This is a genomic window from Falsiroseomonas sp. E2-1-a20 (assembly GCF_051433195.1).
Taxonomy (GTDB): domain Bacteria; phylum Pseudomonadota; class Alphaproteobacteria; order Acetobacterales; family Acetobacteraceae; genus Falsiroseomonas.
Map to the genome: position 1 here is coordinate 215,114 of NZ_JBHMFT010000007.1, position 12,909 is coordinate 228,022.

Consider the following 12,909-nt stretch of genomic DNA (forward strand, 5'->3'; position numbering starts at 1 on the left):
CGCCACGAAAAGGGAGAGAGCCGCGCCACCTTCCGGCAGCGCGGGGAAGCACGCCGCCCGATCAGGTCGGGCGGTTTTCCAGGTCGACGTTCAGGCCCAGGGACTTCAGTTCCTTCACCAGCACGTTGAAGGATTCCGGCACGCCGGCCTCGAAGTTGTCCTGGTCGCGGACGATGGCCTCGTACACCTTGGTGCGGCCGGACACGTCGTCCGACTTCACCGTCAGCATCTCCTGCAGCGTGTAGGCGGCGCCGTAGGCTTCCAGCGCCCACACCTCCATCTCGCCGAAGCGCTGTCCGCCGAACTGCGCCTTGCCGCCCAGCGGCTGCTGGGTCACCAGGCTGTACGGCCCGATGGACCGCGCGTGGATCTTGTCGTCCACCAGGTGGTGCAGCTTCAGCATGTAGATGTAGCCGACCGTGACCTTGCGCTCGAACTTCTCGCCCGAGCGGCCATCGTGCAGCCAGACCTGGCCGGACTTGTCGAGGCCCGCCTTCGTCAGCATGCCCTCGATATCCGCCATGCGGGCGCCGTCGAAGACCGGCGTCGCAATCGCCACACCCTTCTTCAGGTTCTCGCACAGCTCGATCAGCTGGTCGTCGTCCATCGGTTCGATCTCGCGAACCACGGTCTCCTCGTCATAGGCCTCGCGAAGCTTGGCCATGAGCTCCTCGCGCATGGCACCGCCACGGCGATACTCCTCGACCATCTCGCCGATCTGCCGGCCCATGTTGGCGCAGGCCCAGCCCAGATGGGTCTCCAGGATCTGCCCGACATTCATGCGCGACGGCACGCCGAGCGGGTTCAGCACCAGGTCCACCGGCTTGCCATCCTCGAGGAACGGCATGTCCTCGATCGGAACCACGCGGGAGACGACGCCCTTGTTGCCGTGGCGGCCGGCCATCTTGTCGCCCGGCTGCAGCTTGCGCTTCACGGCCACGAAGACCTTGACCATCTTCATCACGCCCGGCGGCAGCTCGTCGCCGCGCTGCAGCTTCTCGACCTTCGATTCAAAGCGCTTCTGCAGGCGCTCAACGGCGGCGTCGAACTCCCGCTTCAGCGACTCGATCTCGGCCATCGCCGCATCGTCCTGCACGCCGATCTGGCGCCAGGTCTGCTTGGCGAACTGGTCCAGCACCTCGTCGTTGATCTCGGTGCCGGCCTTCACGCCGCGGAAGCCACCCGAGGCCTTGCGGCCGATCAGGCGTTCTCGCATCCGCGAATGGAAGCTGCGTTCCTGGATCGCCTTCTCGTCGTCGCGGTCCTTGGCCAGGCGCTCGATCTCGGAACGCTCGATCGCCATGGCGCGCTCGTCCTTGTCGACGCCGCGGCGGCTGAACACGCGCACATCGACGATCGTGCCCGCCACACCCGGCGGCAGCCGCAGCGACGTATCGCGTACGTCGGAGGCCTTCTCGCCGAAGATGGCGCGGAGGAGCTTTTCCTCCGGCGTCATCGGGCTCTCGCCCTTCGGCGTCACCTTGCCCACCAGGATGTCGCCCGGCTGAACTTCCGCGCCGATGTAGACGATGCCGGCCTCATCGAGGTTGCGCAGCGCCTCCTCACCCACGTTCGGAATATCGCGGGTGATTTCCTCCTGGCCCAGCTTGGTGTCGCGGGCGTTCACCTCGAACTCGTCGATGTGGATCGAGGTGAAGACGTCGTCGCGCGCGATCCGCTCGCTGATGAGGATGCTGTCCTCGAAGTTGTAGCCGTTCCACGGCATGAAGGCGCACAGCGCGTTGCGCCCGAGCGCCAGCTCACCGAACTCGGTGGATGGCCCGTCGGCAATGATGCCGCCGGCCGCCACGCGGTCACCCACCTTCACCAGCGGGCGCTGGTTGATGCAGGTGGACTGGTTGGAGCGCATGAACTTGCGCAGGCGGTAGATGTCGACGCCGCGCGTGGTGCCGTCATCGCCCGTCGCCCGCACGACGATGCGCGCGCCGTCGATGCTGTCCACCACGCCGTCGCGCTTGGCCACGATGGTGGCACCGCTGTCGCGTGCCACCGCCGCTTCCATGCCGGTGCCGACAAGAGGCGCATCCGCCTGGATCAGCGGCACCGCCTGGCGCATCATGTTGGAGCCCATCAGCGCGCGGTTGGCGTCGTCGTTCTCAAGGAACGGGATCAGTGCCGCGGCGACGGAAACCAGCTGCTTCGGCGAGACGTCGATCGCCGTCACTTCCTCCGGCTTCACCAACCGGAAGTCGCCGCCGTCGCGCACGCTGACCAGCTCGCCGGTGAGCTTGTCATCGGCATCCAGCCCGGCATCGGCCTGCGCCACCACCAGGCGCTCCTCCTCCATGGCGGAGAGGTAGCGCGGCGCGCCGACCACCTGCCCGTTCTTCACCAGGCGGTACGGCGTCTCGATGAAGCCGTACTTGTTCACCTTGGCGAAGGTCGCCAGCGAGTTGATAAGGCCGATATTCGGGCCTTCCGGCGTCTCGATCGGGCAGATGCGGCCGTAATGCGTCGGGTGCACGTCGCGCACCTCGAAGCCGGCACGCTCGCGGGTCAGGCCTCCCGGGCCAAGCGCCGAGAGGCGGCGCTTGTGCGTCACCTCGGACAGCGGGTTGGTCTGGTCCATGAACTGGGAAAGCTGACTGCTGCCGAAGAACTCGCGCACCGCGGCCGCGGCCGGCTTCGCATTGATCAGGTCGTGCGGCATGACGGTGTCGATGTCGACCGACCCCATGCGCTCCTTGATCGCGCGCTCCATCCGCAGCAGGCCGACGCGGTACTGATTCTCCATCAGCTCGCCGACCGAGCGCACCCGGCGGTTGCCCAGGTTGTCGATGTCGTCGATGGAGCCGTTGCCGTCCTTGAGCTGCAGCAGGACGCGCATCGTGGCGACGATGTCCTCCTTGCGGAGGGTCCGCTGCGTGTCCGGCACCTCCTCGGCGGAGAAGCCGAGGCGCATGTTCATCTTCACGCGGCCGACGGCCGACAGGTCGTAGCGCTCGCTGTCGAAGAACAGGCCGCGGAACAGCGTCTCCGCGGTGTCGGCGGTCGGCGGCTCACCGGGGCGCATCACCCGGTAGATGTCCATCAGCGCTTCTTCGCGGTTGCCGTTCTTGTCGACGGCCAGCGTGTTGCGCATCCAGGGGCCGGCGGACTGGTCGATGGCCAGCGTCGCCAGGCGGTCCAGCCCGGCTTCCTCGATCGCGGCGAGCTTCGGCTCGGTCAGCTCCTCGCCGGCCTCGGCCCAGATCTCGCCGGTCTCCATGTTGACCATGTCCTCGGCGACGTATCGGCCGAGCAGGTCCATGCGGCCGACCAGCACCTCGGTCGTGCCGCCTTCGGCAATCTTGCGGGCGGCGCGGGGCGTCATCTTGACGTCCTTCTCAGCCACCACCTCGCCGGTGCGGGCGTCGACCAGCGGCTCCTGCAGCTTGATGCCGCGGAACGCATCCGGATCGAACGGGCGCGACCAGCCCTTCGGGCCGCGCGCGAAGACCACCTGGCCGTAGAAGACGTTCAGGATCTCCTCGGCGTCCATGCCGCGGATCTCGTTGATCTCGAGCGGCGGCAGGCCGGCCGCGGCACGCTCCGCGCGCTGCTGCTGGGTCCAGGCGCTGTCCAGCGCATAGAGCAGCGTCGTCGCCGGAAGCTTGCGCTTGCGGTCGATGCGGACGTAGCAGATGTCCTTGGCGTCGAACTCGAAATCCAGCCAGCTGCCGCGGTAGGGAATGACCCGCGCGGCGAACAAGTACTTGCCGCTGCTGTGCGTCTTACCCTTGTCGTGGTCGAAGAACACGCCCGGCGAACGGTGCATCTGGGAGACGATGACGCGTTCGGTGCCGTTGACGATGAAGGTGCCGTTGTCCGTCATGAGCGGCATGTCGCCCATGTAGACATCCTGCTCCTTGATGTCGCGCACGGAACGAGAGCCCGTGTCCTCATCCACGTCCCAGACGATCAGGCGCAGGCGCACCTTGAGCGGGGCGGCAAAGGTCAGGCCGCGCTGGATGCATTCCTCGACGTCGTATTTCGGCTCCTCGAGCTCGTACTGGACGAATTCCAGCCGGCCCCGGCCACCGAAATCGTCGATCGGAAAGACCGACTTGAAGACCTCCTGCAGCCCGGCGTGCAGGCGCACATCCGGGTCAACGCCCATCTGCAGGAAGGCCTCGTAGGAGGCGCGCTGCACGTCGATGAGGTTGGGCATCGGGGCGACTTCGGGCAGGCGCCCGAAAGACCGCCGGATGCGCTTCTGCGCGGTGAACGTCTTCGCGATAGCGTTCATGCCTGTCCCGCTTCCCGTACCTGCCGGAGACGCACCGCGCCCGGAGGATTCCTGCCAATTCGCCTCGCCTGGAGCGGCGGGGCGCCATCGTCAAACGCGGTCGCGGGCGGGATTCCCAGATGGGAGTCCCGCCCGTTCCCGCAGATATGTCGCCCGCCGGCGAGCCAAAGGCCCGCCGGCGGGATTTCGCGCACCCGCCCCCGCCCGGAGGGGTGAGGTTGGGCGCGCAGCGACCTCAGCTGATCTCGACCACGGCGCCGTTCTCTTCCAGCACCTTCTTGATCTTGGCCGCTTCGTCCTTGTTCACCGAGTCCTTCACGACCTTCGGCGCACCCTCGACCAGGTCCTTGGCTTCCTTCAGCCCGAGACCCGTGATGGTGCGGATTTCCTTGATCACGTTGATCTTCTTGTCGCCGGCGGCCTTCAGGGTAACGGTGAATTCCGTCTTCTCCTCGACCGGGGCGGCCGCGGCCGCAGCCGCAGGCGCCGCTGCCGCTGCGGCCGGAGCCGCGGCGGAAACGCCCCACTTCTCTTCCAGCATCTTGGAGAGCTCAGCAGCTTCCAGAACGGTCAGGCTGGAGAGCTCTTCGACGAGCTTTGCGAGTTCGGCCATGTCAATGTCCTTCGATCTAATAGCTTGGCTTGGTATTTGCAAGACCGAAGCGGGAACCCTTCCCGCCTGGTCCGATCATGAGGGTGGCAGGGGGGCTTACGCCGCCTCCGCCTCCGCCTCGTCCTTCTTGGCATACGCGGCGAATACCCGCGCGAGCTGCGAGCCAGGAGCCTGCAGAATGCCCGCGATCCGCGTCGCCGGCGTCTGGATCAGGCCCAGAAGCTGCGCGCGCAGGGTCTCGAGCGACGGCAGGGCGGCCAGCGCCTTGACGCCTTCGGCGTCCAGCGTCTGGGTCCCGAGCGCCCCGCCAAGGATGACGAACTTGTCGTTCACCTTGGCGAAATCCACGGCGGTCTTCGCCACCGCCACCGGGTCCCGCGACCACGCAAGCGCGGTCGGGCCCTTCAGCAGCGGCGAGATGCCCTGGAAGCTGGTGCCATCGAGGGCGAGCGCGGCCAGCCGGTTCTTCGCGACCTTGTAGGTCGCACCGGCTTCCCGCATCCGCCGCCGCAGCGTCGTCGCATCCGCCACCGTCAGGCCCTTGTTCTGGCTGACGAGGACGAAGGACGTCTCCGCGAACACCGTTTGCAGGCCCTGCACGAAGGCCTGCTTTTCCGTACGGTCCACGTCCGTCTCCGAATTTGGCCGTGCCTTTTGGAAGGGCGACGGCCGGTTCAAGCGCGGGGTGGGAACCACCCCGAAAGGCCTGCTGGAACGGGACCTACCAAGCCAAACCGTGCCGCGCGCCGCAGCGCGTGGTCCGGCGGAACTTCTCGGCACCCCATCTCTCACCTGCGCGGCGGGCGCCGCTTCAAGGCGGACCGGCCGAAGCCGGGTCGCGCCACAGGAGGTCTCCGACAGGTTCGGACAGGGACCGAGGCCCCCGCCCTGCCCGGCGCCCCAGGGGCGCCGAATTTCGTCAGCCCGCGGTCAGCGTGGCGATGTCGACCTTGAGGCCCGGGCCCATGGACGAGCTCAGCGACACCTTCTTCACGTAGGTGCCCTTGGCGCCGGTCGGGCGGGCCTTCTGGATCGCGTCGATGAAGGCGCGCGCATTGGCCAGCAGGCTGTCGGCCTCGAAGCTCGCCTTGCCGATGCCGGCATGCACGATGCCCGCCTTCTCGGCGCGGAACTCCACCTGGCCGGCCTTGGCCGCGGTCACCGCGCCCTTGACGTCCATGGTCACGGTCCCGAGGCGCGGGTTCGGCATCAGGCCGCGCGGGCCGAGCACCTTACCCAGGCGACCGACCAGCGCCATCATGTCCGGCGTGGCGATGCAGCGGTCGAAGTCGATCTTGCCTTCCTGCACGGCGGCGGCCAGGTCGTCCGCGCCGACCACGTCGGCACCGGCAGCCAGCGCTTCCTCGGCCTTCGCGCCACGGGCAAAAACAGCGACGCGCACGGTCTTGCCGGTGCCGTTCGGCAGGCCGACCACGCCGCGCACCATCTGGTCCGCATGGCGGGGGTCGATGCCGAGGTTCATCGAGATCTCGATGGTCTCGTCGAACTTCGCCTTGGCGTTCGACTTGGCCAGCTTGATGGCCTCATCCAGCGCGTAGTTCTTGTTCTGGTCGAGGCTGGAGACGATCGCCTTGAGGCGCTTTCCCTGCTTTGCCATGGCTCAGCCCTCCACCACGGTCATGCCCATGGAACGGGCGGAACCTGCCAGCATGCGCACGGCGCTCTCGACATCGGTGCAGTTCATGTCCTTCATCTTCACCGCGGCGATCTCGCGCAGCTGGGTCTTGGTGACCCGGCCCACCGTCGCACCCTTGCCCGGTGTCAGGCTGCCCTTCTCGATCTTGGCCGCCTTCATCAGGAAGTAGGTGTTCGGCGGGGTCTTCATGATGAAGGAGAAGGTGCGGTCGGAGAACGCGGTGATCACGACCGGAGTGGGCGTGCCCGGCTCCAGCTGCTGCGTCGCTGCGTTGAATTCCTTCACGAACTGCATGATGTTCAGGCCGCGCTGACCGAGCGCCGGGCCGATCGGCGGGGACGGGTTCGCCTTGCCCGCCGGCACCTGCAGCTTGATGTAGCCTACGATCTTCTTCGCCACTGTGAGCGGTATCCTCTATTGGAGGACCGCGGTGCCTGCGACGCCCACCAGGGCGTCTCCCGCGTTCCAGACAGCCGAAAGGCCCGGAAAACGCCCGGGCCGGTCAGCGGAGGCGGGCGTATAGCCCTGCGCGGATGGCGAGTCCAGCCCCTTGAGGGGCCGCTCTCAGACCTTCTCGACCTGCCCGTATTCCAGTTCGACCGGCGTGGAGCGGCCGAAGATGGAGACGGAAACCTTCACGCGGCCGCGCTCCTCGTCCACTTCCTCGACCGTGCCGTTGAAGCTGGTGAAGGGGCCATCGGCCACGCGCACCTGCTCGCCGACCTCGAAGATGATGGAGGGGCGCTTTGGCTTGTCTGCGCCGTCCTGCACCTGCTTCAGCATCCGCTGGGCTTCGGATTCGCGGATCGGCGTCGGGCGGTTCTTCTCGCCCAGGAAGCCGGTGACCTTCGGGGTGTTCTTGACCAGGTGCCAGGCGTCGTCGGTCATTTCCATCTTCACCAGCACGTAGCCGGGGAAGAACTTCCGCTCCTGGTTGGTCTTCTGGCCGCGGCGGACTTCCACCACTTCCTCGGCCGGGACCAGGATTTCCTCGAAGGCGTCGGCGAGGCCCTTCTGGGCCGCCTGCTCACGCAGCTGCTGGCTGATCTTCTTCTCGAAGCCCGAATAGACGTGGACCACGTACCACTTCTTGTCCGCCATCACCCACCCACCCCGAAGAGCATCCGCATCGCGTAGGCGATGATCTGGTCCACAACCAGGAAGAACACCGCGGCCAGCGCCGAAAGCGCCAGCACGAGGCCGGTCGTGATCAGCGTCTCCTTGCGCGACGGCCAGGTGACGCGGGCGACTTCCTGCCGCACCTCGCGGACATACGCTGCGGGATCGAGCTTGGCCAAGACGGCCCCTTTCACGGACAAGACACCGAAAACGATAGCATTTCCTGGCCTGCGCGGCCGGCGGCGTCCCGTTCCGGGGACGCCTTCGGCCACGACGCTCGCGCGGCCGCTTGGCAGGGGCGGAGGGAGTCGAACCCCCAACCTCCGGTTTTGGAGACCGGCGCTCTAGCCAATTGAGCTACGCCCCTAAGGGTCCGCGCGAGGGCGGTCCTCTATATCAGCGCGCGGAGCCTGTCGAGGGGCGCCCGACGGTCACGACGAGGGTCCGGCCGAGCTTGTCGTGCCAGGTCTGCCGGCGCGGGTCCCACAGCATCCAGAAATAGCCCAGGCACAGCGGAATGGCGGACAGCAGGTAGCCGAGGTAGCGCAGCACCAGGCGGCGGAGCGACGGCTGCCCGCCGGTCTCGGCATCGACGATGCGCAGGCCGAGCGCCAGCTTCCCAGGGGTGGCACCCCGATCCGCCCAGAAGGTCAGCACCACCAGCGCGCCGATGATGTTGGCCATCGCCTCCCCGGCGCCGGACAGCTCCCCGCCATTGGCCAGCGCCCCCAGCGTGCCGAGCACCAGCGACAGCGGCAGCAGCCACAGCAGGTCGATCAGCTGTGCGCCGAGGCGGGGGCCGAAGCCTGCCAGTTCCATCCCGTGTGCCGACATGCCCTGCTACGCCTCCCTCAAGTGAAACGGGGCGGGTCGCTCGCACGACCCGCCCCGCCCCCTGCCCCGCCCCCTGGCCTGATCCGGGACCGCCCTACTTGACGATCTTGGCGACGACGCCGGCGCCGACGGTGCGGCCGCCTTCGCGGATGGCAAACCGCAGCCCCTCATCCATGGCGATCGGCGCGATCAGCTCGACATCCATCGTCACGTTGTCGCCCGGCATCACCATCTCGACGCCTTCCGGCAGCTTCACGATCCCGGTCACGTCCGTGGTCCGGAAGTAGAACTGCGGACGGTAGTTCGTGAAGAACGGCGTGTGCCGCCCGCCTTCCTCCTTCGTCAGGATGTACGCCTCGGCCGAGAAGCCGGTGTGCGGCGTGATCGAGCCCGGCGCCGCCAGCACCTGCCCGCGCTCCACATCCTCGCGCTTGATGCCGCGCAGCAGGGCGCCGATGTTGTCGCCCGCCTGCCCGCTGTCCAGCAGCTTGCGGAACATCTCGACGCCCGTCACCACCGACTTCACCGTGTTCTTCAACCCGATGATCTCGATCTCCTCGCCCACCTTGACGATGCCGCGCTCGACCCGCCCGGTCACCACCGTGCCGCGGCCCGAGATGCTGAACACGTCCTCCACCGGCATCAGGAACGGACGGTCCAGCGCCCGCACCGGCTGCGGAATGTAGGCGTCCACCGCCTCCATCAGCTTCAGCACCGCCTGCTCGCCGATCTCCGGCCGCTTGTCCTCCAGCGCCATCAGCGCCGAGCCGTGGATGATCGGAATGTCGTCGCCCGGGAACTGGTAGGACGACAGCAATTCCCGGACTTCCATCTCGACGAGTTCGAGAAGATCCGGGTCCGCCATGTCCACCTTGTTCAGGAACACCACCAGCGCCGGCACGCCCACCTGGCGCGCCAGCAGGATGTGTTCCCGCGTCTGCGGCATCGGACCATCCGCCGCCGAGACGACGAGAATGGCGCCGTCCATCTGCGCCGCGCCGGTGATCATGTTCTTCACGTAGTCGGCGTGGCCCGGGCAATCCACATGCGCGTAGTGCCGGTTCGCCGTCTCGTACTCCACATGCGCCGTCGAGATCGTGATCCCGCGCGCACGCTCCTCCGGCGCCTTGTCGATCTGGTCGTACGCCGTGAACGTCGCACCGCCCGTCTTCGCCAGGATCTTCGTGATCGCCGCCGTCAGCGACGTCTTGCCGTGGTCCACGTGCCCGATCGTGCCGATGTTGCAGTGCGGCTTGTTCCGCTCGAATTTCGCCTTGGCCATCTGCCTGTTCCCGCTATCCAGACCCTGTCTGCCGCGCGCCACTGTGCCGCCGGCCCGCGCGCGCGTGGAGCGGGTGACGGGAATCGAACCCGCATAGCCAGCTTGGAAGGCTGGAGCTCTACCATTGAGCTACACCCGCGACGCGGGACCTGAGCGGGAGGCCTGACGACCCGTAGGAAGCAACCGGGGAAGGTATGGAGGGGGTTGGATTCGAACCAACGTAGGCTGAGCCAGCGGATTTACAGTCCGCCCCCTTTAGCCACTCGGGCACCCCTCCGCAGCCTTCGACAGGCCTGCCGCGCCCCAGGCTCATCACCCGGAGCGGGGCGGGACTTGCCCCTTTGCGCGGCCGCTGTCAACGGCTTCCGGGCAGCGGGCTGGCACGGCGAGTGCGCGCTTGGACAGGGCGCGCCCGGCGGCGCAGAATGGTACCATGTCCAAGCCCCCGCCTCGTCGTCCCTCCTCCGCCTCCGGCGGCCCCGCCGGGCGCCCGCCCGGCCGTGGCCCCGCAGGGGGCCCGCCCAGCCGTAGCCCCGCAGGGGGCCCGCCCGGCCGTGGCCCTGCCGGCAAGCCGCCGCGCGGTGGCGCCCCGGCAGGCCCGAAGCCGGCCGGCAGCCGCCCGCCCGGCGCGCCGCCGGAGCGGCCCGGCCGCGATGCCGCCGAACGGCCCGGACGCCCCACCACCGAGCGGCCCGCCCGCGACACGGAGGACCGGCCGTTCCGCCCGCTTGGCGAACGCCCGCCGCGCAGCATCGGCGGTGCGGCCGCGCGGGGCACCGCAGGCCAGCGCAGCTTCCAGAAGCCCAGGGGGGCTCCGGGCGGCAAGCCGGGGCGCAAGCCGACCGGCAAGCCGGGTGGCTTCACCCGCAACCCGACGGACCGCGCCCCCCGCCCCTCGGCGCCCCGTGAGGCCGCGCCCGGCCGCACGCCCTTCGCGCCCGCGCCCAATGCGCCGGAGCCCGAGGCGCCGGTCCGCGGCCGCGACCGGCGCGGCAGCGGCGAGACCCGGCTGCCGCGCGTGCAGCCCGCCGCCGCCCCGGTGCGGGAACCGCGTCCCTCCCAGGCCGCCATCGCGCGGGATGCGGCGCCGGGCGGTACGCTCTGGCTGTACGGCATCCACGCCGTGGCGGCCGCGCTCGCCAATCCGCGGCGTCGCCTGAAGCGCCTGCTGCTGACGGTCGATGCGGAGGCCGCGCTGGCCGAGGCGTTGCCGCGCCCCTGGCGGGTGCAGGCGGAACGCGTCGAGCGCAACCGCTTCCAGACCTTCCTGCTGGAGGATTCGATCCACCAGGGCGCCGCGCTGCTGGCCGAGCCGCTGCAGCCCATCCCGCTGGATGTCGCCATCGCGCAGCGGCCCGGACCGGTGCTGGTGCTGGACCGGGTGACGGACCCGCGCAATGTCGGCGCCATCCTGCGCTCCGCCGCCGCCTTCGGCGCCGCCTGCGTGGTGATGCAGGACCGCCACGCGCCGCCGGAGACCGGCGCCCTGGCCCGCGCGGCCTCCGGCGCGCTGGAGCTGGTGCCGATCTCGCGGGAGGTGAACCTGTCCCGTGCCATCGTCGCGCTGCAACGCGCCGGCTTCTGGGTGCTGGGCCTGGCGGGCGAAGGCAAGCGGACCCTGGGCGAGGCGGTGCCGCGGGACCGGCGGAGCGTGCTGGTGCTGGGCGCCGAAGATGCCGGGTTGCGGCGCCTGCAACGCGAAACCTGCGACGAGCTGGTACGTCTGCCGATGGTGCCGGAGGTGGAGAGCCTGAACGTCGCCGCCGCCGCGGCCGTCGGGCTTTACGAGATCGCCCGCGACGGCATGCTGCCGGATGACGAGGCGCCCGATCCGCAGGATGCGGATGAGCTGGATGATCCGCAGGATGCGGATGAGCTGGATGATCCGCAGGATGCGGATGAGCTGGAAGACCCGCAGGACCAGGACGACGCGGACGATTCGCCGGAGGAGGACGAACAGGCATGACCAGCCCCGCCGCCACCGCCATCCTCGCCGCCCGCAGGGCCCGGTTGAACCTGGCCCCGCTCGGCGCCCATGCCCCGCATGACGCGGCCGGTGGCTACGCCGTGCAGCGGGAGGTGGCGCAGGCCATGGGCGCCATTCCGCCCGCCGGCTTCAAGATCGGCGCCACGACGAAGCAGATGCAGGCCTATCTCGGGCTTGCGGGGCCGGCAGCCGGCTTCGTGCCCGCTTCCGGGCTGCACGCCACGCCGGCGCAGGTGCGCTTCGCGGATTTCGTGGCGCCCGGCGTCGAATGCGAGGTCGGGCTGCGGCTCGGCGCCGACCTGCCGCCCGGTCCCTGCACGCAGGACCAGGCGCGCGATGCGGTGGCGGAGGTGTTCGCCGCCATCGAGATCGTCGAGAAGCGCTACGACGACCTGGCGGCGCTCGGTACGCCGACATTGATCGCGGACCAGGTGTTCCACGCCGCCGGCGTGCTGGGCGTGCCGGCGGCGAATTGGCGTGACCTGGACCTCGGGGCGACGCGCGGGCGGATGCACGTGGGTGGCGAATTGCGCGGCGAAGGGGTCGGCGCCGATCTGCTCGGGCATCCCTTCGCGGCGCTGGCCTGGCTGGCGGCCTCCCCGGCCGCCGCCGTCTTCGGCGGGCTGCGCGCCGGCCAGGTGGTGTTCCTGGGCTCCGTGACGCCGCCGATCTGGATCGAGGGGCCGACCGAGGTGGAGGTGGCGTTCGACACGCTGGGCCGCGTCTCGCTGCGCTTCGTCTGAACAACCGCTTGCCGTTCACGCTTCGGCAATCCGGGCATGACAGGATGACCTCGCCGCAGCCTGTCGCGCGGCCTTTCGCCAGGATGGCGCCCTGCCCTGGGACCGCCATGCGAATAGCTGACTGGAATACCCTCCCCGAGGATCTGCAGCTGGTCCTGTCGCGGGAGGCGCTGCGCCGTGCCGCCGAAACGCTGGCCGAACACGCGGAGCTGCTGGCGGAGGAGATGGAGAGCGGAACGCTCTCCGACCGCGGTGGGTCTGACGCACTGCGGCTGTTCGCCGCGGTGGTGCGCGCCACCAACGAGGACGCCTTCGGCCAGGTCGGCCATGCTTGAGCGCGGTATCGCGGCAGGCTAAAGCACCCGGGCCCGCCTGATCCTGGCGCGCCGGGTTAGCACAGCGGTAGTGCAGCGGTTTTGTAAACC

Annotated in this window: 11 protein-coding genes, 3 tRNA genes and 1 pseudogene; 3 read left to right on the forward strand and 12 right to left on the reverse strand. The window is 69.0% G+C overall.

What is annotated here, in order from left to right:
- Positions 1–61: 61 nt before the first annotated feature.
- The 12 genes from rpoB to ACFHPP_RS11805 all read right to left on the reverse strand — a co-directional run bounded on the left by rpoB (position 62) and on the right by ACFHPP_RS11805 (position 10,031).
- On the reverse strand, positions 62–4,249 hold the full coding sequence (gene rpoB / locus ACFHPP_RS11750; RefSeq protein WP_437163432.1) for a DNA-directed RNA polymerase subunit beta: 4,188 nt from the start codon (positions 4,247–4,249) through the stop codon (positions 62–64).
- 235 nt (positions 4,250–4,484) lie between these two features.
- Complete coding sequence (rplL, locus tag ACFHPP_RS11755; RefSeq protein ID WP_430669100.1) at positions 4,485–4,862, reverse strand: 50S ribosomal protein L7/L12; 378 nt, start codon at positions 4,860–4,862, stop codon at positions 4,485–4,487.
- Between the two features lie 96 nt (positions 4,863–4,958).
- Positions 4,959–5,489, reverse strand: a complete 531-nt coding sequence (gene rplJ, locus ACFHPP_RS11760) for a 50S ribosomal protein L10 (protein WP_430669101.1) — start codon at positions 5,487–5,489, stop codon at positions 4,959–4,961.
- Positions 5,490–5,781: 292 nt separating this feature from the next.
- Entirely contained in the window at positions 5,782–6,480 is a 699-nt protein-coding gene (gene rplA, locus ACFHPP_RS11765) for a 50S ribosomal protein L1 (RefSeq protein ID WP_437163433.1), read from the reverse strand.
- A 3-nt stretch (positions 6,481–6,483) separates the two neighbouring features.
- Entirely contained in the window at positions 6,484–6,918 is a 435-nt protein-coding gene (rplK, locus tag ACFHPP_RS11770; protein WP_430669103.1) for a 50S ribosomal protein L11, read from the reverse strand.
- Between the two features lie 165 nt (positions 6,919–7,083).
- The gene (gene nusG, locus ACFHPP_RS11775) at positions 7,084–7,620 is read right to left on the reverse strand and encodes a transcription termination/antitermination protein NusG (protein WP_430669104.1); all 537 of its coding nucleotides are present in this window, start codon (positions 7,618–7,620) and stop codon (positions 7,084–7,086) included.
- The gene (gene secE / locus ACFHPP_RS11780; RefSeq protein ID WP_437163434.1) at positions 7,620–7,817 is read right to left on the reverse strand and encodes a preprotein translocase subunit SecE; all 198 of its coding nucleotides are present in this window, start codon (positions 7,815–7,817) and stop codon (positions 7,620–7,622) included. Before secE ends, nusG begins: the two co-directional genes overlap by 1 nt.
- A 111-nt stretch (positions 7,818–7,928) precedes the next feature.
- Positions 7,929–8,005 (reverse strand) — tRNA-Trp (locus tag ACFHPP_RS11785).
- Positions 8,006–8,034: 29 nt separating this feature from the next.
- A complete protein-coding gene (locus ACFHPP_RS11790; protein ID WP_437163435.1) occupies positions 8,035–8,472 on the reverse strand; it encodes an RDD family protein in 438 nt (145 codons plus the stop codon).
- Between the two features lie 94 nt (positions 8,473–8,566).
- Entirely contained in the window at positions 8,567–9,754 is a 1,188-nt protein-coding gene (gene tuf, locus ACFHPP_RS11795; RefSeq protein WP_437163430.1) for an elongation factor Tu, read from the reverse strand.
- 65 nt (positions 9,755–9,819) lie between these two features.
- Positions 9,820–9,893: transfer RNA gene (locus ACFHPP_RS11800), tRNA-Gly, on the reverse strand.
- A 56-nt stretch (positions 9,894–9,949) separates the two neighbouring features.
- A tRNA-Tyr gene (locus tag ACFHPP_RS11805) sits at positions 9,950–10,031 on the reverse strand.
- A gap of 741 nt (positions 10,032–10,772) precedes the next feature.
- Between ACFHPP_RS11805 and rlmB the strand changes: the two are divergent.
- The 3 genes and pseudogenes from rlmB to ACFHPP_RS11820 form a co-directional block, all read left to right on the forward strand.
- Positions 10,773–11,561 (forward strand): annotated as a pseudogene (gene rlmB, locus ACFHPP_RS11810) (23S rRNA (guanosine(2251)-2'-O)-methyltransferase RlmB); the annotation flags it as partial.
- Between the two features lie 155 nt (positions 11,562–11,716).
- Positions 11,717–12,484 (forward strand): 2-keto-4-pentenoate hydratase, encoded by a 768-nt coding sequence (locus ACFHPP_RS11815; protein ID WP_437163436.1) that lies wholly within the window; start codon positions 11,717–11,719, stop codon positions 12,482–12,484.
- Positions 12,485–12,591: 107 nt separating this feature from the next.
- Entirely contained in the window at positions 12,592–12,819 is a 228-nt protein-coding gene (locus ACFHPP_RS11820; protein WP_437163437.1) for a hypothetical protein, read from the forward strand.
- Positions 12,820–12,909: the final 90 nt, after the last annotated feature.

What these genes read in the sequence shown, in the direction of transcription:
- rpoB (WP_437163432.1), bottom strand. Translation starts at nt 4,249, where the DNA reads ATGAACGCTATCGCGAAGACGTTCACCGCGCAGAAGCGCATCCGGCGG.
- rplL (WP_430669100.1), bottom strand. Translation starts at nt 4,862, where the DNA reads ATGGCCGAACTCGCAAAGCTCGTCGAAGAGCTCTCCAGCCTGACCGTT.
- rplA (WP_437163433.1), bottom strand. Translation starts at nt 6,480, where the DNA reads ATGGCAAAGCAGGGAAAGCGCCTCAAGGCGATCGTCTCCAGCCTCGAC.
- ACFHPP_RS11820 (WP_437163437.1), top strand. Translation starts at nt 12,592, where the DNA reads ATGCGAATAGCTGACTGGAATACCCTCCCCGAGGATCTGCAGCTGGTC.
- tuf (WP_437163430.1), bottom strand. Translation starts at nt 9,754, where the DNA reads ATGGCCAAGGCGAAATTCGAGCGGAACAAGCCGCACTGCAACATCGGC.
- nusG (WP_430669104.1), bottom strand. Translation starts at nt 7,620, where the DNA reads ATGGCGGACAAGAAGTGGTACGTGGTCCACGTCTATTCGGGCTTCGAG.
- ACFHPP_RS11815 (WP_437163436.1), top strand. Translation starts at nt 11,717, where the DNA reads ATGACCAGCCCCGCCGCCACCGCCATCCTCGCCGCCCGCAGGGCCCGG.
- ACFHPP_RS11790 (WP_437163435.1), bottom strand. Translation starts at nt 8,472, where the DNA reads ATGTCGGCACACGGGATGGAACTGGCAGGCTTCGGCCCCCGCCTCGGC.